Raw genomic sequence first — 24,533 nt, 5'->3', positions numbered from 1 at the left:
AACGATATCTCAGATGAGGAGAAACCGATTGGATGGGTAAGGTAGTTGGCATTGACCTCGGCACGACGAATTCTGTAGTGGCGGTGATGGAAGGCGGCAAACCCGTCGTCATTGCCAACGCAGAGGGCATGCGGACAACGCCATCGGTGGTGGCCTTTAGCAAAGAGGGCGAAAAGCTGGTTGGCCAGATGGCCCGTCGCCAGTCGGTGCTGAATCCTCAAAATACGTTCTATGCGGTCAAGCGCTTTGTCGGGCGCAAGTACGATGAGCTGTCACCCGATTCTAAGCGGGTGCCCTACACGGTGCGGCGGGCAGAGACAGGCAATGTCAAAATTCGCTGCCCCCGGCTTGATAAAGACTTTGCGCCCGAAGAAATTTCGGCGATGATTTTGCGCAAGCTAGCCGAAGAAGCTGCGCAGTACTTAGGCCAGCCCGTGACAGGCGCAGTGATTACCGTACCGGCTTACTTTAATGACGCGCAGCGGCAGGCAACTCGCGACGCGGGCCGAGTGGCGGGCTTAGAGGTAATGCGAATAATCAATGAGCCGACGGCGGCTTCGCTGGCTTATGGCTTAGACCAGCAGTACAACCAGACAATTTTGGTGTTTGACTTGGGCGGCGGCACCTTTGATGTGTCTGTCTTAGATGTAGGCGATGGCGTGTTTGAGGTGCGCTCTACCAGTGGCGACACGCAGCTCGGCGGTCTGAACTTTGACAAGAAAATTGTCGATTGGCTAGCTGAAGATTTCTTGAAGGCAGAAGGGGTGGACTTGCGGCGCGATCGCCAATCCTTGCAACGCCTCAGCGAAGCCGCCGAAAAAGCGAAAATCGAGCTTTCCGGTGTGCCCATTACCGAGATCAATCTGCCCTTCATCACAGCCACGGCAGATGGGCCTAAGCATATTGAAACGAAGATGGAGCGATCGCAGTTCGAGTCGCTCTGTAGCGATCTCGTCAGCCGGATGCGCGGCCCGCTCAAGCAGGCTCTAGCCGATGCCAACGTCACTCCCAGCCAGGTAGACGAAGTGGTGCTCGTCGGTGGCGCGAGCCGCATGCCGATGGTACAAGACTTGGTGCGCTCAGTGATGAACCGTGAGCCCAACCGCAACGTCAATCCGGACGAAGTCGTGGCGGTCGGCGCGGCAATTCAGGCCGGCATCTTGACGCAAGAAGTCAAAGATATTTTGCTGCTAGACGTGTCGCCCCTCTCACTGGGCGTCGAGACCATTGGCGGCGTGATGAAAAAGCTGATCCCTCGGAATACGACGATCCCGGTGCGCCGCTCAGACACCTTTTCGACTTCTGAAAACAATCAGACCGTCGTCGAAGTGCATATATTGCAGGGCGAGCGCGAGATGGCCAAAGACAATAAGTCACTGGGCCGCTTTAAGCTAATGGGCATTCCGCCTGCGCCGCGCGGCATTCCGCAGGTGCAGGTCTCTTTTGATATTGACGCCAACGGTATTTTGCAGGTGTCGGCCCTCGATAAGACTACCGGCAGACAGCAGAGCATTACCGTACAAGAAGCGTCGAATCTATCTGAGGCCGACATTCAAGGCATGATTCGCGCGGCTGAAGAAAATGCTGCGACCGACCGTTTGCAGCGTGAGCGAATTGAAAAACGCAACCGGGCAGAAACGCTCACCTTTAAAGCAGAGCGGGTCTTGCGAGAGGTGGCGATTGACTTTGGGATGCAGTTTGCGCGCGATCGCCGTCGCCGCATCGAGAGCCTAGTGCAAGAGCTACGGGCTGCATTGGAGCAAGCCGATGAGCGCGGCATTGATATCACCCAGTCAGACCTGCAAAACGAGGTTTACGAACTCAACCGCGAAGCCTACCTTTACGACATAGACGAAGACGGCGAGGGCATCTTAGGACAGATCGGCAGCACCCTGAAGCGAGCGTTCTCGGGCGAAGATGACGACTACTACCGCCCAGGTGACTATAACTCTGGCGGCGGTAGCTACGGCAATGGCAGTTATTCTCCTGGCTATCAAACCAACGGCTATGCCGATAGCTGGGATCGCCAAGCTCAGTGGGATTCACCGGCATGGAATCGTGGCAGCAGCAGCGCTGGCAGCAGTTGGGATGATTGGGACGACGACTGGGAGAACTCACGCAGCGCGGGCTCAGGCCAAAGTCAGAATCCGGTTCGTGATGATCAGCCCTACAGTGCAGGCAGTGCAGGCGGGGCCAGACCGGACGGCTACCAGGGCAGTTCTGATCGGGGCTACAGCCGAGAGGGCTATCGTCAAGACCAGCCCTATGACCGTGGTGGCGCTGACCGGGCCGACTCTGGGCAACGTGACTATCCTGCAGATCGATACGCTCAAGATGCTTATGGTCAGAGTGGCTACGCTCAAGACCGATATGCCCAAGATCGGTATGCCCAGGACAGCTATGCTCAGGATGGCTATGCTCAAGATAGCTACAGCCCTGACAGTTACAGTCAAGACCGCTATGCCCCAGATGGGTATGCCCAAGATAGATATGCTTCAGACAGCGATCGCCAAAACTATGCGCCAGGTGACTATGCGCCGGCTGATGATCGCCAAGGCTACAGCAATCAGCCTCGCCCCGATGAGCGCCCGTCTGATCGGGGCCGGGCCAATGGCAGCGCTGCTAACGGCAGTTCAGCTCGCCGGGCAGAAGACTATCGACGCAGTGACTACCCCCCAGAAAGCTATCCGCCCGAAGGCTACCCGCCCGAAAGCTATCCGCCAGCAGATTATCCACCCGAAAGCTACCAGCAGGACCGCTACCAGCAGGACCGCTACCGGCAGGATCGCTACAACCCAGCAGGCTATGACCGCGTTGGAGAAACGGCTCCTCCGGAGAACCGTCCTCGCTCTACAGAGGACAACTGGAGCAACGAAGATGAGTGGTTTTAAAGATTCGTAGTACGATACGCTTTCGTTCATGCAAAATTTTCGGGATTACTACGAAATTCTAGGCATTGCCAAAGAGGCGACTGCTGAAGAAATTAAGCGCGCCTACCGCTCGCTCGCCAGGCAGTATCACCCTGACTTAAATCCTGGCAATAAAGCTGCTGAGGAGAAGTTTAAGCTGCTCAGCGAAGCCTATGACGTGCTCTCAGATGCCGACAAGCGCTTACAGTATGAAGAGTACAGTCGCTTCTGGAACCAAAAAGGATTTAAAGGATGGGGCAAACGCAGCAAAAAACCGCGAGCCAACAGCCCGGTCTCGCTAGAGAATGCCGAGTACAGTGCGTTTGAAGATTTCGATAACTTTGTTGAGCAGCTGCTGAGACGACATCAGCCGATTGACCCCACTACCTCGTCTTGGGTCGATTCTACAGCCGCTACTGAAGAGACCGTAACGTCTGAGCGCAGATCGAATGGCCGGTCAGCAGAAAGAACTAATGGATCTAGCAGTCGATCTGGCCAACCCACTAGCCGCAGGCCCAACTATAGAACGCAACCAGCCTCGCCGTCGCGCCGTGATGCCGAGGCCGACCTGACCGTGCCTTTAGAAAAAGCCTATGCGGGCGGACGAGAGCGCATTCGCTTAGAAGATGGGCGATCGCTCGAAGTCAGTATGCCTCCGGGCATGGTCACCGGTCAGCGCATTCGTCTGAAAGGTCAGGGCATTGGCGGCGGCAATCTGTATCTGCGAATTGAAGTAGAGCCACACGCCTATTTCACACTGCAAGACGGTGACGTGTACTGCCGATTGCCCATCACACCCAGCGAAGCCGTACTCGGAGGCACCCTTGCTGTACCCACCTTAGGCGGACTGGTAAATATGATCATTCCCCCCAGTGTGCAATCAGGGCAGCGGCTGCGGCTAACCGGCAAAGGCTACCCCATCGGGCCAGATCTGTACGGCGATCAGTTTGTAGAAATAGAAGTCGCTATTCCAACCGTGCTAGACGATGAGGAAAAAGCTTTGTATCAAGAGCTGCGAGACATTGAGCGATTTGATCCAAGAGCCAATCTGCCGGTGTAGAAAGGCAGGCTTCTCCATTCCGTAAACGCCCAAGAGGTATTTTCATGCAAACATTGACGGTTGATATGCCACAGTCGCTAAGAGCCCAGCTTCAGGAGTATCAAAACGAGCAGGGCATCGCGCAACCGGCAGATGCGATCATCGCAGCGTTGCAGACGTACTTTGAAACCTGGTCACCCGCTACCCCACGAGCCCCCCTACCAGCTATGTATGACGCAGAAGAGGGGCCGTGCGAAGTGATTCCCTCATTTTTAGAGTCTTCAGCGCCTGCTCAAACGCCAAAGTAGGCTGGTTCCTTTCCCGGTACCCACTTAATATTGCAGCCAATGCTGGGCTTTTGCGCTTCGGGCAGCGGCTCACCGGCAACGACTTTATCTAGCGCAGCTCGCAGATCCACGCCGTTTACAGGCCTATCGTTGCCGGGACGGCTGTCGTCGAGCTGGCCGCGATAGGCTAGCTTAAGATCGCTGTCAAACAAGAAAAAGTCAGGCGTGCAGGCGGCAGTATAGCTTTTGGCGACTTCCTGAGTGGCGTCGTAGGCGTAGGGAAAGTTAAAGTTTGCCCGCTTTACCTGCTCGCGCATATTGTCGGGATCGTCTTGCGGGTGGCTTTCGATGCTGTTAGCGCTAATTGCCAGGATGCCGAGACCCTGCGGAACGTAGTCTTGCCCAATGCGCCCTAGTTCGTCTTCAACATGCTTGACGAAGGGGCAGTGCTGGCAAATAAACATCACCAGAAGCCCTTTTTTATCCGCAAAAGTATCGAGTGACACGGTCTCGCCTGAGACCACATCTTCCAGGGTAAATGCGGGGGCCGGGGTGCCCAGGGGCAGCATGGTGGATTCAGTTCTAACCATAGATAAAGGGAGAAGGGAAGTATCAGTTTAATAAAGAGAAATCAGCTCAGCTGAACCGATTTAAAGGCCGCTTAGACGCAGCCGGGCATGGCGTTTTAGCCGCCAGCGCTCATTGCAGCCATGACTAAGACCGAGAGCAGTAGCCCAGGGCTGAGCAGCAGAATGAGTAAGCCAAAGTCGTGAAGTTCCATGCGATTGCGCCGATAAAGGAGGGGCCGTGTCAGCCGCTAATTGGCGGGTCTATCCGCCGTTGAGCCGAGACGCCGTCTCTATCATGGCGAATTGATCACCGAAATGTAGCAATTTTCTTAGATAGTGCCGACAACTTCCTGAAATCTAACATATCCCGTTTTTGAGATTTGGCGTATCCTTACACTTAATTTATTTGATGGAAAGCACCGTTCATGGGCAGGAAATTGGCGCGTAGCAATCAGCTCAAGCAGTTTTTAAAGCAGTTTTCTCGCTGGGGCTGGGGCGCATCGGTTGCTGTGCTGATAGCAGGAGCCGGGATCATGCCAGCTCAGGCCGACCAGCTTGAGTCGTGGCGCTACGATTCTCAGGCGCGATCGCTCACCCTGAGCTTACCGCCCAATGTCGCGCCTACGCTTTCAGTCTTAGCCCCCAACCGGCTGCGGGTAGAGCTGCCCAATACGCAAGTGGGCGAGGTTGCTGCTCAAACTGTGGCTGATGGCATTGTGGAAAGCATCGTGCTAGAGCAGGCTACCCCAGACACTGTTTGGATGGTCGTAGAATTTGCCGAGGGCGTTGTTTTAGCCGACGTTCAGAGCGCTGTACCGACGGGTACGGCTGAAGGATTGCAGCAGTGGCAAGTTCGCCCGGCACTGACTAGCGACGGCGAGGACGACGCACTGACTGCCGACGCACTGACTGCCGATGCACTGACGACTGCACCGTCGGCGATCGCTCTTTCGCCAGCAGATTTGGCCCAGATCCCCGACTTTCCAGAACTACCGCTGCTAGAGCCAGCCATACCGTTGAGCGAGCCTGTCACGGTACCGCCTATAGACGTGCGACCAGACGTGCAGCCCATAAACAGGCCACCGATAGCACCCGAACCGGCTGAAGCGGCACCTATTCAGGCTGAAGCCATTCTGTCACCAGCAGACGCCGCGCCGACAGCAGAAGTCATACCAGCAGACACAGCGGCGGCAGATGAAGCAGCCCTGCCCATCGATTCAGTAGCCGCCCCGCCCGCTGCCAACCGTAGCGAGGAGGCCATCGTCGTCAGCGAGACCGAAGAGTTTCCATTTGATCCCCCTTTCTTAGAGGACACAGATGAGCCTGTGGCCCCTCTATCAGAACCGCCAGCAGCCGATCGCTTGCCGGAAGAACCGCTGCCGTCAGTAGAGACCGACGCTAGTGAGTTCGATATCCCGGTGGTCGCCGCGCCCGCTGACTTGCCGGCTGATGGACCCGCTACGACAGCGCCGGAAGTTGTGACAGCGCCGGAAGTTGTGACAGAGGTTATGCCGGAGCCCTCGACTGCCGATGCTGCCGCGATCGCGAATGTACCAGCGGATGCGCCGCCGACCGCTGCTGCTGCGCCTGTCGAAGCCGACGTACCCATCGTTGAAATTCCGGCTGAGAGCGTCACACCGGCCAATACGAGCCGCTGGCCAGAGCCGATTCCCTTTGGTCAGCCGCTACCTTAGCGCTCTGATGACCAAAGATAACCCAAATAGGATTGAAGAGAGGCTGGGATAATAGGTACCGATAGCGTCACAATAGATAAGTAAAAAAGCGTCGTGTCATCTTCGGGCTCTACCGACTGATGTTTTTGTGAAAATTAGTCGTCATCACTCATCCAAATCCTTTCAATTCGCACTGGGAACGCTGCTAACAGATACGCTCACGGTCTTCTGGGGAGACTGGCTCGATCTGCGGGTGCGAATTCCTCAAGTAGCTGCCTCAGGGCTAGTCTCACCCTTGATTTACATTCTGGCGTTTGGCCTGGGTCTGGGCAGTTCTCTAGATCAGGTGAGTACGCCCACTGCCGGAGACACTTATCTGGAGTTTATCTTGCCGGGTATGGTGGCGCTTTCATCCATGGTGATCAGCTTTGGCGGTACCACTTTTTCAATTTGCGGCGAGCGACTGTTTTCGAAGACGTTTGAAGAAATGCTGCTGTACCCGATTCACCCGCTGGCATTGCATTTAGGCAAAATGCTGGCGGGCATCGTCCGTGGATTGATGACGGCTTCGGCGGTGATTTTGGTAGCGGTGCTGTTTACGGGCAAGATCTGGAGCTTTATCAATCCGCTGTTTTTTCTGCTAGTTATTTTGAACTGTGCGGTCTTCGCCGGGCTCGGTGTGATTGTCGGATTGAACGTAAAGTCGCTAGAAAGCGTCGGGCTATTTAACAATTTTCTGATCGTGCCGATGTCTTTTTTGGGCGGTACTTTTTTTGACCCGGCGACGCTGCCTGCTGCACTCAAGCCAATTGTGTATGCGCTGCCATTGACCTATACAACGATTGGCTTGCGAGCAGTAGCCTACAAGCCTCTAGCCGAATTCCCCTGGTTCACTATTCCTATCCTGCTCGGCTTCGCTATTCTGCTCGCCTTTTACGGCGCATACCAGTTCTCCAATCAGCAGGACTGATAAATGCCTATGGGGGGATCACCCATGACTCAACGCCCTATGACTAAACACTTTGTGATCTAACTTTGTGACCTGTAGGGATTAATGAATAGCCCGCATCAGCGGCTGCCATGACTGCACGGTTTTTAAAATAGTGCGATAGCCAGTCGCGTTAGGGTGAATGCCATCGGCGCAGAGGCGATTTTGCACCCAGCTATCGCTCTGCTGACTCCACTGCTCAAGCAGATCCAGGTAGGGAGTCTGGCAAGCCTCACAGAGCTGACGGGTGACATTGCGATAGCGAATTTGGTCGGCGCGGCTGAAGTAGAGGATATTGGCAAAGGGCATCGCCGCTTCGTTAACCGGCGTCATGCCGACAAAAAATACCGGGCAGAGCTGACTGGCCCGGTCCAGCAGATGCGCCAGATCGCGCTCAAAGCTGGCTAAATCGGTCATCGGTCTTCCATTCGGGCGTCCGGCTCTGGCCGAATCGTTGAGACCGACCGACAGGATCAAAATGTCGGGTGTGCGGTGGCGCAGTTCGCCGCGATCGCAAAACTCCCGCTCTAGCCGTCTAGCCACTTGCGCCACACCATCACCGCGCACCCCCAAGTTATAGAAGATCGGCCCTGGCTGCTCCGGGTTCATCCAGCAGAGGCGCAGCCGATCTACCCAGCCACCGCCCTCACCGTCGCCATAGCCGTAAATCAGGCTATCGCCAATCGCAATCACTTTTTTAGGATGAGCGCTGACTGCCCGCATAAGGGGAGAATGAGGGAGAGTTGCCGCCATAGCAATCTGATTAAAAAACTTAACCAGAGATAGCACAATTTTAAACGGCTTCGCAAATCTTCATGCTGCCGCCGGGCTGTAGAAAGTAGCGGTAAAGTTTGAGCCAGACACCTATGCCAGATGCTGAGAAATCTTAGCGGCTAGCGTATCTGTCCAGTGATTGACGAGTTCCCTATTCGCGGCTTCTACCATGACCCTGATCAGCGGCTCAGTGCCCGAAGCGCGAACCAGCACCCGGCCCTGATCGCCCATCGCCGATTCTGCCTGGGCGATCGCCTGCTGCACAGCCTCACAGGTGTGCCAATTGCCGCGCACGGCAGCATCTTCTACCCGCACATTTTCTAGCCGCTGCGGATAGGTTTCAAAGCTTTGCGCTACCAGCTCAGGCAAGGAACATCCCGCCTGCTTAAGCAGATCTGCCAGGTGCAAAGCCGTTAAAATGCCGTCACCCGTCAGACTGTAGTGGTGACATAAGATATGGCCCGACTGCTCACCGCCCAGCATGGCCCCCTGGCTGACCATCTCTGCATAGACGTGCTGATCGCCCACAGGGGTTCGGACCAGCGTACCGCCCAGCTTTTCCCAGGCGCGCTCAAAGCCCAAATTGGCCATCACGGTAGAGATGATCGTATCGTTAGGCAGTTTGCTCGCCTGCTGCAGAGTTTGCCCCCAAAAATACAAAATATAATCGCCGTCAATCACCCGGCCCTGGCCATCAACGGCCATCACCCGGTCAGCATCGCCATCAAAGGCAAAGCCGATATCGGCGTTGAGTTCAGCTACTGCTGTCGTCAGTGCGCCCAGATGGGTAGAGCCGCAGTTGACATTGATGCGATCGCCATCCGGCAACCCATGCAAAATCACCACTTCTGCGCCCGTGGCCTCAAATACCTGCTTCGCCACCCGCGTGGCTGCCCCCCATGCCAAGTCGAGCACAATCCGCAGTCCGCTCAAGTCGGGATGAGGCTGAAAAGGCTGATGCAAAAAGCTAACGTAGCGCTCGACCAGATCGGGGCGCTGAAAGATCCGGCCCCATTGGGCTGAGGCGATTGGCGCTGTCATCTGGGAGATGGCTAAGTCGGCAGGTAGTTCCTGACCACGTAAAGCCGCTTCAATCTGCCGCTGAACCTGGCTAGATAGCTTGGTACCATCGGAGCCAAAAAATTTGATGCCATTGTCTTCGGGCGGATTGTGACTGGCCGAAATCATAATGCCGCCAGCGCCTTCTGCAGCCAAATGGGCGACAGCGGCCGTCGGACAGAGCCCCAGATTCCACACTTCGAGCCCGGCAGAGGTCAGCCCGGCAGAGAGGGCCGCTGCCAGCATATCGCTAGAGTTGCGAGAGTCTTGACCGAGCATAATCGGGCCGCTTTCACCGTGGCAGCGCAGCACCTGAGCAGCCCAAAAGCCGACCTGGGTCGCTAGCGGCGCGGTTAGCAGCGTGCCCGCCTGTCCACGAATGCCATCGGTGCCAAACAGCGGCGACTGCGGCAGCGGCTGCACAGTGTATCTATCTGCCGCTATCGAATCCAGGCTCCGGACCGGGCTACGACTGCTTTTAACTGGAGAACTCACCATTCCATTCACTCCTGATACTACAAATTGAATTGCAAAATTAAATTGCAAAATTAGATTGCAAAGTTAAATTGCAAATAGGTTCGCTGCTAGAGCGACTGCTCACATCACCGTCTTAAGTGTGGAGGATATCACCTTAGACTTAAGAATGGCGGGCGATGTGCCAATTCCCGTAAAGTCCTGGCGCTCAGGGGCTACCGTAGTTTCGGCGGCCTGAAGGATGAACTGCTATCGGTCGAGTGCGGCATTGACCTACCCTTTAGAGATGCCCACTGACTATCAGCTAGCCCTCTTTTGCCTATGCCATCGTCGAGCAATTTTGCTGTGAGTGAACCCTTCAATAAAGGCATTGATGAATTTAACCAGGAAGCATTTTACGCCTGCCATGACACGCTAGAAGCTATCTGGATGACCGCTGAAACTGCCGAAAAGCCCTTCTATCAAGGAATTTTGCAGATAGCAGTAGCGTTCTACCATTTGGGCAATCTGAACTGGCGAGGCGGAGCGATTTTGCTGGGGGAAGGCATCAGCCGACTGCGGCGGTTTGAGCCCGCCTACCGGGGCATTGGGGTCGAGCAGCTCGTTGACCAGGCGGTGGAATGGCTGACGCTCGTGCAAACCGCTGGCCCTGAGGGGTTGGCAGATTTGATGGCAGAGCCGCCGCTACCAATGCCGCAGATTCTCTGGGTACCAGACCTGGAGACGACCGAGCCGGACGGGACGGCAGCAGACTGAGCCGACTGCTGAGTGAAAAAATCAATAAAGACTGATGTTATCTACCCTAAATTTTGATGCCAGCGGCTATGGTGGAATTAGAGGCTATTCCTGACAGTTATAAAAGCGGTCTGCGAAGCCAGATTGGGTTGATAGAAGGTCTTTAGCATGGCAGTATTCCTGCTTCACTATTTTGAGAATGCTCCACTGGCGATCTGACGTTTGGCTCCTAAAGGCTGCCTGCTTGTTAAAAGCAGACCGGCAGGGATGGCCTGTAAGATTTTGGCGACGAATGGCTTGGAGCTGGGCGATCGCCCTCTCACTACCACTACTCACCCAAAGCGTTTTACCGTACTCGCTAGCGCGCGCCCAGTCTAATGGCGGTGCCATTCAGATTAAGGCTAGCCGCGTCGAGGCTAACTCCAATACTGGCGTGGTGACCGCCACTGGCAACGTCCGGATTGACTATCCTAACCGCCAGATCTACTCAACCTCGGCCCAAGCGCTGTACTACAGCCGCGAGCAGCGAATCGTCCTCAGCGGCAATGTCGATGTGGTGCAAGAGGGCAATACGCTGCAGGCAGAAACCGTTACTTACTTAATTGAAGAAGGCCGGTTTGTCGCGACCTCAGCGCCCAACCAGCAGGTAGAAGCCGTTTACATTTTGCCAGCAGATCCTGACCCAGCGCCGCGCGTCGATCCGCAGCCAGCAGCCCCAGCGCCGCTTTCAATTCCAACTCCACCGGCTGAGCTGCCCGATCAGCTAGGCTCTATTAACCGCCAAAACTGAGTACTTACAGGCCGGATGCAATGACTTCCTCTCTGGTAAAATCTGAGCCAGTTAGATCAATCCCCAGGGCAACCCCATTGAAGCTTGCGCTCGAAAATGTTCAAAAAACATACGGCAAGCGAACGGTCGTTCAGGGGGTCAATCTATCGGTTGCCCAGGGCGAGATTGTCGGTTTATTAGGGCCAAATGGGGCTGGCAAAACGACCACCTTCTACATGGCGACCGGTTTGGTCAAGCCCGACGTAGGTAAGGTAACGCTCAATGAGCGCGATATTACAGCGATGCCGATGTACCAGCGGGCGCGGCTGGGCATTGGCTACCTGGCGCAGGAGGCCAGCATTTTTCGCAATCTCAGCGTCCGCGATAATTTACGCCTGGTGATGGAGCAAACGGGCGTGCCTTTTCACGAGCGAGAAGACCGACTGCGCCACTTGCTCAAAGAGTTTCGTTTAGAAACCGTCGAAAATTCGCTGGGCATTCAGGTCTCTGGCGGTGAAAGGCGGCGCACAGAATTAGCGCGGGCACTGGCAGCAGGCGAGCAAGGACCAGATTTTTTATTTTTAGACGAGCCCTTCGCGGGGGTAGACCCGATCGCAGTTGCCGAAATTCAGACGATTGTGGCAGAGCTGCGCGATCGCAATATGGGTGTCCTCATCACCGACCACAACGTCCGCGAGACCCTGCAAATTATTGACCGGGCCTACATCATGAGCGACGGCCAAATTCTCGCCGCTGGCAGCGCCGCTGATCTCTCCGACAATCCTCTAGTTCGCGAATACTATCTGGGCGAAAGCTTTCAACTTTAATACGATGACTGCCACTGCCCCCAACTTCACCCAAAAACTTGCCCGCTGGCTGCCCCGGATCCCGCTGATGGATCGCTACATCGCCCGCGAGCTGACCCTGCCGTTTCTCTTCGGCGTTGGCGCTTTCTCCTCAATTGGCGTTTCTATCGGCGCGCTGTTTGAGCTGATTCGTAAGGTCACTGAGTTTGGGCTACCAGCGGCACTGGTGCTGGAAGTTTTTCTGCTGAAGCTGCCCGAATACGTCGTGCTGGCATTCCCAATGTCAACGCTGCTCGCGACGATGATGACCTACAGCCGCTTTTCTAGCGATAGCGAGCTGACAGCGCTGCGAGCGAGCGGAGTAAGTATCCGGCGGATTGTGGTTCCGGCAGTGGTGTTGAGTCTGCTGATTACCGGCTTGAGCTTTGTGGTGAATGAGGTGATAGCTCCGGCTAGCACAGAGCGGGCTACCGTGATATTAGCGCGGGCCTTAGACGAAGAAAAGCCTCCCTTCCAAGAAGGCAATATCACCTTTCAGCAGCAACAACCCGCTGCCGATGGCTCAGGCGATGAACTGGTGCGATTTTTTCATGCCCGTAAGTTTGATGGCGAAACCATGAGCGACATTACGGTAGTAGATTTTTCTCAAGAAGAAGGTGAGGACGGGCTTAAGCAAATTGTCAGCGCCGACACGGCCACCTGGGACTTTTCGCGCAACCTGTGGGAATTTACCAACGGCACTATTTACGCTGTCTCCCCTAGCGGCTCTTTTCGGCAAATTATCCGCTTTGACCGGCAAGATTTGCAGCTGCCGCGCACGCCCTTAGATCTGGCAGGACGCACCAAAAAGAATGAGGAGATGAACATCGCTGAAGCAACGGAATACTTAGACGTATTGCGCCAGACCGGTGATGAGAAAGCGGTACGCAAGCTGGAGACCAATATTCAACAGAAGTACTCGATTCCCTTCGCTTGTGTCGTGTTTGGCTTGGTAGGGTCAGCGGTAGGCGTACGGCCGCAGCGAACAGGAAAGGCCACGAGCTTTGGGGTGAGCATTGTCATCATTTTTGGCTATTATCTGCTGAGCTTTATCACAACGGCGATGGGCGAAAGCGGTGTGATCAGTCCTTTTGTGGCGGGGTGGCTGCCGCTGGGTTTGGGCTTGGGCGCGGGGCTGCTGCTGCTGGCTAGGCTCTCGCGTTGAGCGATTAAGTTAGCCTTTAAGCTAGACTAAGGGCATCTAGCTCAGGCAGGTCATCGTGGGCACTCACGCAGAATTTGCTCAGCTCTGGACGGTTGCTACGCCAGGCATTGAGCTTTTCCGGGCGCAGCTATTTCAGCACAAATTGGGCAAACATTTTCATGATGCTTATGTGATCGGGCTGAATGAAAGCGGGCAAGGCCAGTGCCTTCACCAGCAGAAAACTCACTGTCACTATCCAGGGAGTTTTAACTTGATTGATCCCGGTGAGGTTCACACCGGCGAAGCGGCCTCTGCTAATGGTTGGGGCTTCCGCAACATTTACATCAGCATTCCGCTGGTCAGGCACGTCTTGACTCAGCTAGATTGGCCCTCGCATCTTCCCCATTTTCCAGACATTGTGGTGAATGATCCGTCGCTGCACGCCCCTTTCTATCGGCTTTTTCGGGTACTGAACGAGTCTCCTTCTTCGCTAGAGCAACAGTCTCTTTTGCTGATGTTTTTGTCACGACTGTTTTCGAGACATGCTCAGCTCAAGTGCTGTCACAGAGAGCCAAAAGCAGAGATAAGAGCGGTTTCTGTGGCCTGTGACTATTTGAGAGAACACTGCACATCAGCCGTTTCAATTGAGGATTTGGCTAATCTTGTTGACCTCAATCCTTACTATCTGATTCGCTGTTTTCGTCAGCAGGTGGGGATTTCTCCCCATCGGTATAAGCAGCACTGGCAGCTACTGGCAGCGAAAAAGGCGCTGCATAGTCAGCAATCGCTGGCGGCGATCGCTCTCGAACACGGCTTCTACGACCAGCCCTTTCAAGGTCAATTGAATACTTTTAATAATTCATACAATCTTGTCTGGATAATGATTTCAGGATTCCACACTTAAAAAAGTGCTTTCTACAAGCTGAGAGCTTCCTAATAGGAATAGCGAAGCCTTCAGAATGAAATGACTGAAATACTGATAAGTTCGTCAGTCTTATTCGTGATTTAGTACATCTGATCTTTCCTTGAGCAAGGGGAAATACAGCTAAAAGCCTTGCTGAGTATTGTTTTTGGCCAATTATTAAGCTTACGAGCGATCACCTTTAGAGGGCTGCTTCTACGACCAAAGCCATTTTAATCGTGTCTTTAAGCAAACGTTTGCCCTACCGCCCGGCGCTTATCGAAAAGTCAATTCTGTCCAAGACAGAGCCCGCTGACCTCTGCAAATCTGGTCTTTAACTATGGCCAAATTCATTCAGCGTACTCATGACTTCTCTCAAAGCCTTCAGACAAGACTTTTCGATCTCGGCGGTGGTTGCCGGTTTTGTGACGGTGTTAGTCGGCTTCACTAGCGCAGGCGTACTCGTTTTTCAGGCGGCGCAAGCGCTAGGGGCCTCACCTGCGGAGATTGCCTCCTGGATGTGGGCGTTGGGTCTGGGGATGGGTATCACTAGCATTGCCCTATCTTGGCATTACCGCGTGCCGGTGGTGACGGCCTGGTCTACGCCTGGCGCGGCGATGCTGATTACGGCGGCGGCAGGGGTGTCGATGCCCGAAGCGATAGGCGCTTTTCTGGTCTGCGCAGCCTTGATAATGCTGTGCGGATTTACCGGCTGGTTTGCGCGTGTGATGAATTTAATCCCGATATCGCTGGCCTCTGGGATGCTGGCAGGCGTACTGTTGCAGTTCGGGCTAAACGTATTTGTGGCGATGCAAACTCAGTTTGTGTTGGTCTTTGCCATGTTTTGCTGTTACTTGCTGATGCGCCGCGCCCTGCCACGGTACGCGGTGCTATTGGCGCTCGTGCTCGGGCTTTTGATCGCGGGCGTGCAGGGATTGCTAGCGCTAGAGACGGTGAGCTTACAGCTAGCGCGGCCAGTATTTACGCGACCTCAGTTCTCTACAAGCGGGACTGTAGGCGTTGCGCTGCCGTTATTCATCGTGACGATGGCCTCTCAAAATGTGCCCGGCGTAACGACGATTCGCGCTTTTGGCTATACGGCTATCCCGATTTCTCCGCTGATTGGCTGGACGGGGATGGCGACGTTTTTACTTGCGCCCTTCGGGGCTTTTGCGATCAATCTCTCTTCTATTACGGCGGCGATCTCCATGGGTCGAGAGGCGCATGAAGATCCTGAGAAGCGCTATATAGCAGGGATAGCAGTTGGCGTGTTTTATCTGATTGTGGGATTATTTGGGGCGACGGTGGGGGCGGTTTTTGGGGCCTTGCCGGAGGAATTAGTGCTGGCGATCGCCGGTCTTGCCCTATTCGGTTCGATTGGGAATGGATTGGCGATCGCCGTGGCAGATGAGCGCGATCGCGAAGCCGCCCTGGTCACATTTTTCGCGACCGCTTCTGGCCTCACCCTATTTGGCATCGGCTCAGCCTTTTGGGGACTCCTCGCCGGTGTCCTTGCAACCTTAGCCCGACAGATAGGCGCAGGCAAGCTATAGGGGTGCGAGAACACCCAGCGAGAAATCACGCCTGTGGTTAGGAGGGCGCGATCGCCCGCCAGGCCGCAATCACATTCCGCAGGCTCACCGGCAAACTCTCTACCTCCAAATCGATATACTCCACGCTTATCCCGTGCGCTTCCAGGCGGGTGGTCGGATAGTCGGCAAAGGCTGCTTCTGTGAGGTAGCGTATCCGGTTGAGATTGGGAAAACGCTGCTGTTCTAAAACGCCCCTGAAAGCGGACATTTCTTCAGGTGAGAGCTGGCGAATCACTGTTCTGGTCGGCGCTTCGCCTTCGACCAGTCTCGACTGTTCGCGGTAGAGCGTGCCATCGGCTGTGAGCGCCGTTACTTGCACAGAACCAGTCAGGTCGCCGCTGAGCTGACTTTGAAAAATGATTTCAGAATCTAGACCGGGTACCTGCTCGGACTCTATTGGCCTGAAGAGAGTACTCACCGGGCTCCCGGCACCGCTCGCACTGCTGTTTTGAGCAATTTGAGTACCGTCTTCACTGAGGTGATAAACCCAGGTGGTTTGACCATCGCTGATAATGGTTCTAAATCCGGCAATGGCGATTGCGGTACAGAAAGTATCCGGCTCAGAAATGCCCAAGCAGCCGTCCCAAATAGCGGGCTGCACTTCCAAAATCTCTAAGCTATCGATGGGTTGCTGAACCTGTTGCGAGACGGTCTCAAGCAGTTGCTGACTAACTTCAGCAGAAAAGTCGCCTCGGCCAAATTCCGGTGTTCCAGATAGCGGCTCTAAGCGTAGCCGTTGACCTGCGCGATCCGTCCGATATGTCCACATCTGCTGCGCGCTAACCACCTGCACTTGCCAGCCCTGAATTTCCCCGCCCATGCAGCGCTCATTCGGACGCGCTAGACCAAAGCACTGATCTGGCCAGGTTTGAGCAGTTGTTTCAACAATTTGGAGGCGGCGGGGCGCAACGTTGAGCCTTTTAGCCAGGTCGCGACGAACGCGGCGGGCCAGTAAGCGCGATGGGGTTCGATTAGACTGAGCGATTTCTCCAGCGGGCTGGGTTGGAGATACGTTGACAGAAGACTGAGAAGCGAAGGCTGGGAAGCCACTGACCAAAATCATTAAGCCGGCGCAAAAGCTAGCCGTTCGAGGAGACACCATAAAACATCCTTACAGCATAAGCGCTGTTGTAGCAGGTTTCTAATATATTCAAACCTGCTACGGCATGAGCACTGGTTTCAGAATTTGATACGACTTGCCCAGGGACTGTGCAAGTCGTATCGTTAGATCAGCGACCACGTCCCTTTGTTCGGTTATCTGCGCAACTGCCAGTATTGTTTAGCAATTTGCCAATCTTCTTGAGCGTGGATGACCAAAACTCGAACGGCAGAGTGTTGAGCGGCGATATCGCGATCGCTCGTTCCAGATTCTCTCTCCGCTAACTCAATTCCTAAATAAGCAAGCGAGCGACAGACTCTGTTGCGAACAAGCGCTGTATTCTCGCCGACTCCCCCGGTAAACACCAGCGCATCTAATCCGCCCAGGCTGGCTGTCATCGCGGCAATTCCGGCCCTGAGCCGATGAATATAGATGTCAATCGCGAGCTTGGCTTGGGGGTGACCCTTATCCATCGCAGGCTTGAGCTGGCGCATATCGCTAGAGAGACCCGAGACGCCTTTTAAGCCAGATTCTTTGTTGAGCTGATGGTCTAGCTGCTCGGGCGTATAGCCACGTTCTCTCATCAGATAGGTCAAAATGCTAGGATCGATGCTGCCAGAGCGAGTGCCCATCATCAGCCCTTCTAGCGGGGTGAATCCCATGGTGGTGTCTATGCTGCGATCGCCTCGTACAGCAGCTAAAGAGCAGCCGTTACCTAAGTGACAGGTAACCAGGCGTAAGTCTGCTAGCGGACGATCTAGTAGCTGAGCTGCCCGATGCGAACAGTATTGGTGGCTAATGCCGTGAAAGCCGTATCGCCGAATGCCGATGTCTGTCCACGCTTGAGGAATGGGATAGAGGGCAGCCGCATCTGGCATTTTGCTGTGAAAAGCAGTGTCAAAGACGGCGTATTGACGAACTTCTGCCAACTGCTGATCAATGGCGTGAATGCCTTCTAAACTGGCCGGGTTATGGGCAGGGGCAAGCGGAATAAGACGAGCGATCGCCGCTCTCACCCCGTCATCTATCCACACACTTTCCTGATAGTCTCGCCCGCCATGCACCACCCGGTGCCCGACTACATCAATTTCTTTTAGCGCAGAGAGCACAGCCGTTTTGCCCTGATGGAGCGTCTGTAGCATTTGAGAAATCGCCTCAGCCCAGTCATCGTCAGCCAGTTCAATTTCTACCGTTTCGCCTGCGCCTAGCGCGGTTAGCAACGGCGGCGACTGCTGCCAGTCAATCTGTGCCTCCCACAGAGGATTAGGCGGCGTACCCATTGGTGAATCAGGCAGCGCATCGCCGAGCTGATACAGACAGCTCTTATGACTGCTAGAGCCGGCATTAAACACCAAGATGTTCATCAGTCTTCTCGCTGGCGCAGTTCTTTAGGCATATAGGCGCGATCGCCCATGCGCTCCATCATCGGCCCATATTTACCAAAGCGCACCACGCTGAGCGAAGCTGCCGGGTAGTCAAGGCGATCGCGATACCGCCCCAGATCAATCCCCATTAAGCTGCACAGCACGATTCGCAGCGTCGTCCGGTGAGAAACCACCAGCACATTGCCATCGGTGTATTTTTCTTCTATCTCAGCGATCACAGCCATTGCCCGATTGCGAATCTCCACCGCCGTCTCACCCTCTGCCGGCGGATTCCAGGCAGGCTCGGTCATCCAATCCTGGTAGTCATCGGTAAACAGGCGACTGACCTCATCCTTGCTTTTGCCCTCCCACTTGCCGTAGTCACCCTCTTTGAGCCCTTCGCGAATTTCCAGCTCTAATCCAGTAGCCTTAGAGATCGGCGCAGCCGTCGCCCGCGTGCGCTTTAGCGGGCTGCAATAGATCGCCTCCCACTTTAACGGCTTGTATTCGTCTGCAAATGCCTGGGCCATCGCCTCCCCCTGCTCGGTCAGCTCGGCGTCAATGGTGCCGCAGTAGTTGCCGCTCACGCTAAAACTCGTCTCACCGTGGCGCAAAAAGTAAAGCTTTAAACTCATCTTGGTTAATTAAGGGGGTCAATTAAGGGGGTTAATAAGGCCACACCCAATCGCGGCTCTCCGGTTTGTCTTCACCATACAACCGCGCGTAATTCACATTGTCAATAATCTCGTTTTGCATCCTCTCTTTTACGTAGGCCGCCGCCGACCCTAACTTAGGCACCCGGTTGATCACATCAATGACCAAATTGAACCGGTCAATCTGATTGTTGATTGCCAGCTCCAGTGGCGTGTTGATATTTCCCTTCTCTTTGTAGCCGCGCACGTGAATGCGCTCCTGATTTGACCGGCTGTACACCAGCTTGTGAATTAGCCAGGGATAGCCATGAAAGTTGAAAATGACTGGCTTGTCGGTCGTGAAGAGCGTATCAAAATCTCGATCAGAGAGGCCGTGAGAATGATCTTTAGGGTGAATTAGCTTGTATAAGTCCACTACGTTGACAAAGCGCACCCGCAAGTCAGGAAACTCATCCCGTAGAATAGCCGTTGCTGCCAGGGACTCCATCGTCGGCACATCGCCGCAGGAGGCCATGATCACATCGGGTACATCCGGCTCTTTGCCCTGGTCGTCGTTACTGGCCCACTCCCAAATGCCGATGCCCTTCGTGCAGTGCTTCACCGCTTCATCCATGGTCAGATATTGCAGGTGCTTTTGCTTGTCAGAAACAATCACATTGATATAGTCAGTGCTATTCAGGCAGTGGTCAACGACCGACAGCAGACAGTTAGCATCGGGCGGTAAGTAGATGCGGGTGACATCCGGGCTTTTATTGGTGACCAGGTCAATAAAACCGGGATCTTGGTGGCTAAAGCCGTTGTGGTCTTGTCGCCAAACGACTGATGAGAGCAGAATATTGAGAGAGGCCACCGGCGATCGCCAGGGGACCTCCTTGCTGATGTCCAACCATTTGGCATGCTGATTAAACATCGAATCGACGACGTGAGCAAAGGCTTCATAAGTATGGAAAAAGCCGTGCCGCCCGGTGAGCAAATAGCCCTCTAGCCAGCCTTGCAGCGTATGTTCGCTGAGCATTTCCATCACTCGGCCAATGGGAGAAAGAAAGCCGCCATCTTGATCTTCTGGCAGATAGTCGCCCATCCAAGCTCGGCTAGTAACTTCAAAGACCTCTCCCAACCGGTTAGAGAGCGTTTCATCGGGGCCAAATAGCCGGAAGTTTGTCGGGTTGGTAGCAATCACATCTTTGAGAAAGCGGCCCATCAGCCGGGTATTTTCTACCTGCACTTTACCTGGCCCTTCTATAGGCACGGCGTAGTCTTTAAAGTCCGGCAGCTTCAGCGTTTTGCGCAGTCTGCCGCCGTTGGCGACCGGGTTGGCGCTGAGACGGCGATCGCCCTTCGGCGGTAGCTCTCTCAGCTCCTCAATCAGCCGACCGTTTTCATCAAATAATTCCTCTGGCCGATAGCTACGCATCCAGGTTGCTAGCTGCTGCAGGTGGTCGGGGCTGTCTTTTAAGCCTGCTAAAGGGACTTGGTGCGATCGCCAGAAGCCCTCGACCTTGTGACCATCGACAGTATCAGGCCCTGTCCACCCTTTGGGCGTGCGCATGACAATCATCGGCCAACGAGGGCGCTCAGGCTTTCCGTCATTGCTGCGAGCCTTGGCCTGAATAGCGCGGATTTTGCTGATGCACTCCTCCATCACACTGGCCATCTGCTGGTGCACCTGAGCCGGATCGCTACCTTCTACGAAATAAGGCGTATAGCCATAGCCTCGGAACAGATAGTCCAGCTCTTCGTGAGAAATCCGAGAGAGAATAGTAGGGTTCGCAATCTTGTAGCCATTGAGATGCAAGATTGGCAGCACAGCGCCATCCTGCGCTGGGTTTAAAAACTTGTTTGAGTGCCAGGCAGTAGCCAGCGGCCCCGTCTCAGCTTCTCCGTCGCCAACTGCTACTAGCGTAATCAAATCTGGTTTGTCAAATACTGTGCCATAGGCATGAGATAGGCTATAGCCCAGTTCGCCCCCTTCGTGAATAGATCCAGGCATCTCTGGCGTGCAGTGGCTGCCAATTTGCCCCGGAAAAGAAAACTGCTTAAAAAACTTGCGCAGCCCTTCGGTGTCTTCACTTTTGTCGGGGTACACCTCTGAATAGGTCCCTTCTAAGTACGTCGGGGCTAATATGCCAGGCGCACCGTGGCCCGGCCCGGCAATAAAAATAGCGTTAAGGTCATACTTTTTGATCAGCCGACTGAAATGCACATACATAAAGCTCAGTCCTGGGCTGGTTCCCCAATGACCCAACAGGCGAGGTTTAATGTGCTCTAGACTTAGCGGCTCAGCCAGCAGCGGATTATCTTTGAGATAGATCATGCCAATGGCAAGATAGTTGCAGGCGCGCCAAAAGGCATCTAGCTTGCGCAGCTCTTCGGCTGATAGGGGCGTCTCAGAGACGTTTAGTTGGGGGATTGAGGCAGTCATAGGGAGCTTCACTTCACTTAAATACTATTGTCTACGGTTCGCTTTTATAGCGTTTCTATGCGGCAAGCCCAACAATATCCCGTTTGGCAGAATGTCCCGCTTGGCAAAGGGAGATGCCTGTTCCGATGGCCCGCGTGTCTTATGATGTTTAATATGACATGAAGCAACCGTATAGAGGAATACATCAAGCGTCGCACCTAAACCCTATGGCCTCGATTCGCAGACACCTGATTAGGACGCAGCCATTTGCAATCAATGACCAATAGCCTCGATAGCATTGAATCTATCCCTAACGAGTCTGCCCGTTTAGATGACTGCACAGAGACGACCTTAGAAGAACTAGTTCATACAGAACCGAATGTCACTGAAGCAGCGCTCAAAGCGACTCAGCTAAAGCCAATTTACTTTGTCAGCGGTTTAGGTGCGGATGAGCGGGTCTTTCAATGGTTGCGCTACGATGGGTTCCGGCCTGTCCATATCCGTTGGATTTCGCCCGAGCGAGGAGAACCGATTGAGCGCTATGCTCAGCGGCTGAGTGAGCAGATTACGAGCGATCGCCCTATCATCGTCGGTCTTTCCTTTGGCGGCTTAATTGCCATTGAAGTGGCTAAGCAGATCCCTACAGAGAAGGTGATTTTGCTCTCTAGCGTCAAAAAGAAATCAGAAATTCCGCTCTATTTCAAGCTGTTTCGAGCGCTACCAATACACCGAATTTTCCCCTTTAAAAGCTCATTGCGAGCGGTTTACTGGCTAGCCTACTGGCTATTTTCGCCAGAAGGACCTGATCAGCGTCAGCTGCTCAAAAACATTTTGGTCGAGACCGATCCTCACTTTCTCAAGTGGGCGCTGCATAGAGTTGTTATCTGGAAAAATCAGGATGTTCCCGATAGTGTTGTTCATGTTCACGGTATGCGTGACCATATTTTTCCGCTGTGCTTTGTCTTTCCTGACTACGCCATTGAAGACTGCGGTCACCTGATGGTGATGAACCGGGCGGAGGAGATTTCTAACCTGCTACAGACACTGATTGCCGAGCCATAGCGCCTTTAGGGGTACTGGTGGGAATGTCGTCGTCAGGCTGCTGCGCGGCTCGCACGGTTTGTAGCATCTCTTCTCGGGCGGCGGCGAGAGCTGCGCCCTGCACATCGACACGATAACGTAAAGGTGAGAGATAGACTTCAATACCTTTTTCCATGCAGCGACCGTTAAAGGCTTCTAGCGCCTGCTCTCGGCTAATTTTTTCTGGGCTAATTTTTTCTGGGCTGATGGTATCTGAGGTGATTTCGGCGGCGATCGCCTGCAACGTCCCTTCAAAACCCAAGAAGGCGATGCGGTAGATCAGCTGACGACTGTAAACACCTTTGAAGTACCCACCGTGCACATCGCGCCGCCCTGCTACGGTGTCGAACAACAGCTCTAGATAGTCCCAAGTCGTCAGGTGTCGCCGGTTTTTTGCCCTCGTCAGGAGGCCGGTTTTTTGGAAGGAGCGATCGCGCCATCCATTTGCCCCTAATGTCAGCCGGTAGTCTTTATAGTCTGTGCAGTCAAAAAAGGTAAAGAGATCGGCCAGGGTAGCCGGACCTTTCGCTCGATGCTCAATATCAAACAGATCGCCCAGCGAGAGATAGCCGTCACCGCTCCCCGAGCCATGCGTAATAAAGAGAGAATCTAGAATATCTCCTGGGTCAGCGGTGATCGCTTCGCCCAAGTCTTTATCTAGTGAGTAGTACGTTTGCAATGCTGGCAAATTAACGATGCCCTTTTTATAGATATCGTTCGTCAGTGCAATGCTGCCCAGGCGATGCCCGTAGTGCTGCTTGGCGCTCGGAAAAGAGATGTAGTTAACGGCAGTAGAGGCTAGCCGCAGCGCCAGATCACCTTCATTGCTAAACAAATAGGCTTCGCTGAAGCGCCGTAAAGAAGACGCCAGGCCATTAGCGCGGCTAGAGATAATCGACAGCACCGGAATATCGGGTGAGGCTAAGATCAGCCGGCCCAGGCTGAGCGTGTCGCCAATCTTTGGCGTCGGATTGTGCGCAATGGAGCCCCGGTCAAACACATCTGAGAGAATGCGCACCACGTTGGTAACCACCAGTCCGCCCATGCTGTGGCCCAAAAAGCTGAGCTGAATTCTAGGCAGCGATTCGTCGTAGGGCTGCTTGGCTTGGCGAATATCCCTGCCATTGTCAGCAAAGGTTCGTGGCATCTCGTCTGACCGCAGATCGACCACCACCTGATCGATCTGGCGGAGCAGTTCTGTCAGATCGGGCACGCCAAAATTAATCGCCCGGTACACATCTCGAAAGTATACTGACAGCCGCAGTATGAGTAGGGTCAAAATCATGACTGCAAAGGCGATCGCCACACTCAAGCCACCCTCTATCAGCAGGTTATACATAAAACCAGTCCGGCCCATCGGCCTGCCAAACACCGCCCAGCTCCAATAGAGCAGCACCAGCGCCAGTCCCAACGCCAGCACGCCCTGAGGCACCTCAGGCAGGGCTCGCAAATTTCTCCAGAGATGACGAGGCTTCAGCGAGAGCCGTTCTGAAGACCAGCGATAGCCAATAAATACCAGATTGCGTCGCTGGCGAATTTGCCGATCATCTTGAGTAATATAGCGATAGATGTCGCTATACCAGGCACGGATGCCTTCTTCCTCAGTGTTGTAGCCATGAACAGCGACGACTAGCTCAGGCGGTTCGGTAATGGTCGGGTCGCTTTGAATGCGGTGAAGGGTGCGGGCGATCGCCATCAGCCCCTTTTGGGTTTGCGCCACCGAATCCTCAGACGGCACTTCGATGCTTTCGTCAATATTGTGGGGAGCAGTGCTAGTGACCAGATAAGCCGGAAAGTCGTCTGCCGGGTGCTCAGAGTGGGGGGGATGTGAGCGATCGCCGTACCCGTTTACAGCGCCCGTTCTTACCCGCATTTTAGCGGCGTCTAAAGTTAGCTTTTGAATTCTAAAAGGAGCGATTTTCATAGCTGCAGACTCTCCTGAGATAGCCAATTTTTGTCTCAAGCGAGTCGCCATTGCAGGATTTAGCCCGACGGTAAATCTCACGATCAAACATCGGTAATTAAACCCTACAATGGCTCACAAAAGATTGCCTGCAGCTTGTAAACCTCGCCTTTTCAAACAGCCTACAAGCAGACAAAAACTGGACAAACTTGCTTCCTGATGGTTGTGACTAGCCTAATCGGCAATCGATAAACAAAGAATAAAGCATCCATCAA

General features: G+C 54.2%; 20 protein-coding genes. 12 read left to right on the top strand and 8 right to left on the bottom strand.

Annotated elements, in window-relative coordinates; genetic code table 11:
• The first annotated feature begins 32 nt into the window (after positions 1-32).
• From dnaK to CKL79_RS04860, 3 genes are read left to right on the top strand one after another with little or no spacing between them, the layout of a single operon-like run.
• Positions 33-2,891, top strand: coding sequence for a molecular chaperone DnaK (gene dnaK / locus CKL79_RS04870; RefSeq protein ID WP_121968464.1), 2,859 nt, complete (start codon positions 33-35; stop codon positions 2,889-2,891).
• A 28-nt stretch (positions 2,892-2,919) separates the two neighbouring features.
• Entirely contained in the window at positions 2,920-3,969 is a 1,050-nt protein-coding gene (locus CKL79_RS04865; protein ID WP_121968463.1) for a J domain-containing protein, read from the top strand.
• 44 nt (positions 3,970-4,013) lie between these two features.
• On the top strand, positions 4,014-4,256 hold the full coding sequence (locus tag CKL79_RS04860) for a hypothetical protein (protein WP_121968462.1): 243 nt from the start codon (positions 4,014-4,016) through the stop codon (positions 4,254-4,256).
• Here the strand turns inward: CKL79_RS04860 and CKL79_RS04855 are convergent.
• On the bottom strand, positions 4,241-4,825 hold the full coding sequence (locus CKL79_RS04855) for a thioredoxin family protein (RefSeq protein ID WP_121968461.1): 585 nt from the start codon (positions 4,823-4,825) through the stop codon (positions 4,241-4,243). The genes CKL79_RS04860 and CKL79_RS04855 overlap by 16 nt on opposite strands.
• Before the next feature lie 404 nt (positions 4,826-5,229).
• Here CKL79_RS04855 and CKL79_RS04850 point away from each other — a divergent pair, with 404 nt between their 5' ends.
• Positions 5,230-6,498 carry an AMIN domain-containing protein gene (locus CKL79_RS04850; RefSeq protein WP_121968460.1) on the top strand — a complete coding sequence of 423 codons (1,269 nt, stop codon included), beginning with the start codon at positions 5,230-5,232 and terminating at the stop codon, positions 6,496-6,498.
• Between the two features lie 133 nt (positions 6,499-6,631).
• Positions 6,632-7,447: an ABC transporter permease gene (locus CKL79_RS04845; RefSeq protein WP_240518667.1), complete on the top strand. Its 816-nt coding sequence runs from the start codon at positions 6,632-6,634 to the stop codon at positions 7,445-7,447.
• A gap of 81 nt (positions 7,448-7,528) precedes the next feature.
• On the opposite strand, the gene CKL79_RS04840 is transcribed toward CKL79_RS04845, so the two are convergent.
• Together CKL79_RS04840 and glmM are read right to left on the bottom strand one after the other, a co-directional pair.
• Entirely contained in the window at positions 7,529-8,218 is a 690-nt protein-coding gene (locus CKL79_RS04840) for a GDSL-type esterase/lipase family protein (protein WP_121968537.1), read from the bottom strand.
• 111 nt (positions 8,219-8,329) lie between these two features.
• Entirely contained in the window at positions 8,330-9,796 is a 1,467-nt protein-coding gene (gene glmM, locus CKL79_RS04835) for a phosphoglucosamine mutase (protein ID WP_121968459.1), read from the bottom strand.
• 321 nt (positions 9,797-10,117) lie between these two features.
• Here glmM and CKL79_RS04830 point away from each other — a divergent pair, with 321 nt between their 5' ends.
• The 6 genes from CKL79_RS04830 to CKL79_RS04805 all read left to right on the top strand — a co-directional run bounded on the left by CKL79_RS04830 (position 10,118) and on the right by CKL79_RS04805 (position 15,719).
• On the top strand, positions 10,118-10,528 hold the full coding sequence (locus CKL79_RS04830) for a DUF309 domain-containing protein (protein WP_240518658.1): 411 nt from the start codon (positions 10,118-10,120) through the stop codon (positions 10,526-10,528).
• Between the two features lie 271 nt (positions 10,529-10,799).
• On the top strand, positions 10,800-11,297 hold the full coding sequence (locus tag CKL79_RS04825) for an LptA/OstA family protein (RefSeq protein WP_121968457.1): 498 nt from the start codon (positions 10,800-10,802) through the stop codon (positions 11,295-11,297).
• 77 nt (positions 11,298-11,374) lie between these two features.
• The gene (gene lptB, locus CKL79_RS04820) at positions 11,375-12,103 is read left to right on the top strand and encodes an LPS export ABC transporter ATP-binding protein (RefSeq protein WP_121968456.1); all 729 of its coding nucleotides are present in this window, start codon (positions 11,375-11,377) and stop codon (positions 12,101-12,103) included.
• A gap of 67 nt (positions 12,104-12,170) precedes the next feature.
• The gene (locus tag CKL79_RS04815; RefSeq protein WP_121968536.1) at positions 12,171-13,286 is read left to right on the top strand and encodes an LptF/LptG family permease; all 1,116 of its coding nucleotides are present in this window, start codon (positions 12,171-12,173) and stop codon (positions 13,284-13,286) included.
• A gap of 55 nt (positions 13,287-13,341) precedes the next feature.
• The gene (locus CKL79_RS04810; RefSeq protein ID WP_121968455.1) at positions 13,342-14,169 is read left to right on the top strand and encodes an AraC family transcriptional regulator; all 828 of its coding nucleotides are present in this window, start codon (positions 13,342-13,344) and stop codon (positions 14,167-14,169) included.
• A gap of 362 nt (positions 14,170-14,531) precedes the next feature.
• Entirely contained in the window at positions 14,532-15,719 is a 1,188-nt protein-coding gene (locus tag CKL79_RS04805; protein WP_121968454.1) for a benzoate/H(+) symporter BenE family transporter, read from the top strand.
• 37 nt (positions 15,720-15,756) lie between these two features.
• On the opposite strand, the gene CKL79_RS04800 is transcribed toward CKL79_RS04805, so the two are convergent.
• The 4 genes from CKL79_RS04800 to CKL79_RS04785 form a co-directional block, all read right to left on the bottom strand.
• Positions 15,757-16,860: a hypothetical protein gene (locus CKL79_RS04800; protein WP_121968453.1), complete on the bottom strand. Its 1,104-nt coding sequence runs from the start codon at positions 16,858-16,860 to the stop codon at positions 15,757-15,759.
• 152 nt (positions 16,861-17,012) lie between these two features.
• Entirely contained in the window at positions 17,013-18,221 is a 1,209-nt protein-coding gene (locus CKL79_RS04795; protein WP_121968452.1) for an acetate kinase, read from the bottom strand.
• On the bottom strand, positions 18,221-18,856 hold the full coding sequence (locus CKL79_RS04790) for a histidine phosphatase family protein (protein ID WP_121968451.1): 636 nt from the start codon (positions 18,854-18,856) through the stop codon (positions 18,221-18,223). The genes CKL79_RS04795 and CKL79_RS04790 overlap by 1 nt, the downstream gene beginning before the upstream one ends.
• A 31-nt stretch (positions 18,857-18,887) precedes the next feature.
• On the bottom strand, positions 18,888-21,296 hold the full coding sequence (locus tag CKL79_RS04785; protein ID WP_121968450.1) for a phosphoketolase family protein: 2,409 nt from the start codon (positions 21,294-21,296) through the stop codon (positions 18,888-18,890).
• A 255-nt stretch (positions 21,297-21,551) separates the two neighbouring features.
• On the opposite strand from CKL79_RS04785, the gene CKL79_RS04780 reads away from it, so the two are divergent.
• Entirely contained in the window at positions 21,552-22,337 is a 786-nt protein-coding gene (locus tag CKL79_RS04780) for an alpha/beta hydrolase (protein ID WP_121968449.1), read from the top strand.
• On the opposite strand, the gene CKL79_RS04775 is transcribed toward CKL79_RS04780, so the two are convergent.
• Positions 22,303-24,279, bottom strand: a complete 1,977-nt coding sequence (locus CKL79_RS04775) for an alpha/beta hydrolase (RefSeq protein WP_170943972.1) — start codon at positions 24,277-24,279, stop codon at positions 22,303-22,305. The genes CKL79_RS04780 and CKL79_RS04775 overlap by 35 nt on opposite strands.
• Between the last annotated feature and the right edge of the window lie 254 nt (positions 24,280-24,533).

It is taken from the genome of Leptolyngbya sp. BC1307, assembly GCF_002286735.1.
Classification (GTDB): Bacteria; Cyanobacteriota; Cyanobacteriia; order Phormidesmidales; family Phormidesmidaceae; genus Phormidesmis.
This window is presented reverse-complemented; position numbering and strand designations above follow the sequence as displayed.

Coding starts and splice junctions, on each gene's coding strand:
- dnaK (WP_121968464.1), top strand. CDS start 33: ATGGGTAAGGTAGTTGGCATTGACCTCGGCACGACGAATTCTGTAGTG.
- CKL79_RS04865 (WP_121968463.1), top strand. CDS start 2,920: ATGCAAAATTTTCGGGATTACTACGAAATTCTAGGCATTGCCAAAGAG.
- CKL79_RS04860 (WP_121968462.1), top strand. CDS start 4,014: ATGCAAACATTGACGGTTGATATGCCACAGTCGCTAAGAGCCCAGCTT.
- CKL79_RS04855 (WP_121968461.1), bottom strand. CDS start 4,825: ATGGTTAGAACTGAATCCACCATGCTGCCCCTGGGCACCCCGGCCCCC.
- CKL79_RS04850 (WP_121968460.1), top strand. CDS start 5,230: ATGGGCAGGAAATTGGCGCGTAGCAATCAGCTCAAGCAGTTTTTAAAG.
- CKL79_RS04840 (WP_121968537.1), bottom strand. CDS start 8,218: ATGGCGGCAACTCTCCCTCATTCTCCCCTTATGCGGGCAGTCAGCGCT.
- glmM (WP_121968459.1), bottom strand. CDS start 9,796: ATGGTGAGTTCTCCAGTTAAAAGCAGTCGTAGCCCGGTCCGGAGCCTG.
- CKL79_RS04825 (WP_121968457.1), top strand. CDS start 10,800: ATGGCTTGGAGCTGGGCGATCGCCCTCTCACTACCACTACTCACCCAA.
- CKL79_RS04815 (WP_121968536.1), top strand. CDS start 12,171: ATGGATCGCTACATCGCCCGCGAGCTGACCCTGCCGTTTCTCTTCGGC.
- CKL79_RS04805 (WP_121968454.1), top strand. CDS start 14,532: ATGACTTCTCTCAAAGCCTTCAGACAAGACTTTTCGATCTCGGCGGTG.
- CKL79_RS04800 (WP_121968453.1), bottom strand. CDS start 16,860: ATGGTGTCTCCTCGAACGGCTAGCTTTTGCGCCGGCTTAATGATTTTG.
- CKL79_RS04795 (WP_121968452.1), bottom strand. CDS start 18,221: ATGAACATCTTGGTGTTTAATGCCGGCTCTAGCAGTCATAAGAGCTGT.
- CKL79_RS04790 (WP_121968451.1), bottom strand. CDS start 18,856: ATGAGTTTAAAGCTTTACTTTTTGCGCCACGGTGAGACGAGTTTTAGC.
- CKL79_RS04785 (WP_121968450.1), bottom strand. CDS start 21,296: ATGACTGCCTCAATCCCCCAACTAAACGTCTCTGAGACGCCCCTATCA.
- CKL79_RS04780 (WP_121968449.1), top strand. CDS start 21,552: ATGACCAATAGCCTCGATAGCATTGAATCTATCCCTAACGAGTCTGCC.
- CKL79_RS04775 (WP_170943972.1), bottom strand. CDS start 24,279: ATGAAAATCGCTCCTTTTAGAATTCAAAAGCTAACTTTAGACGCCGCT.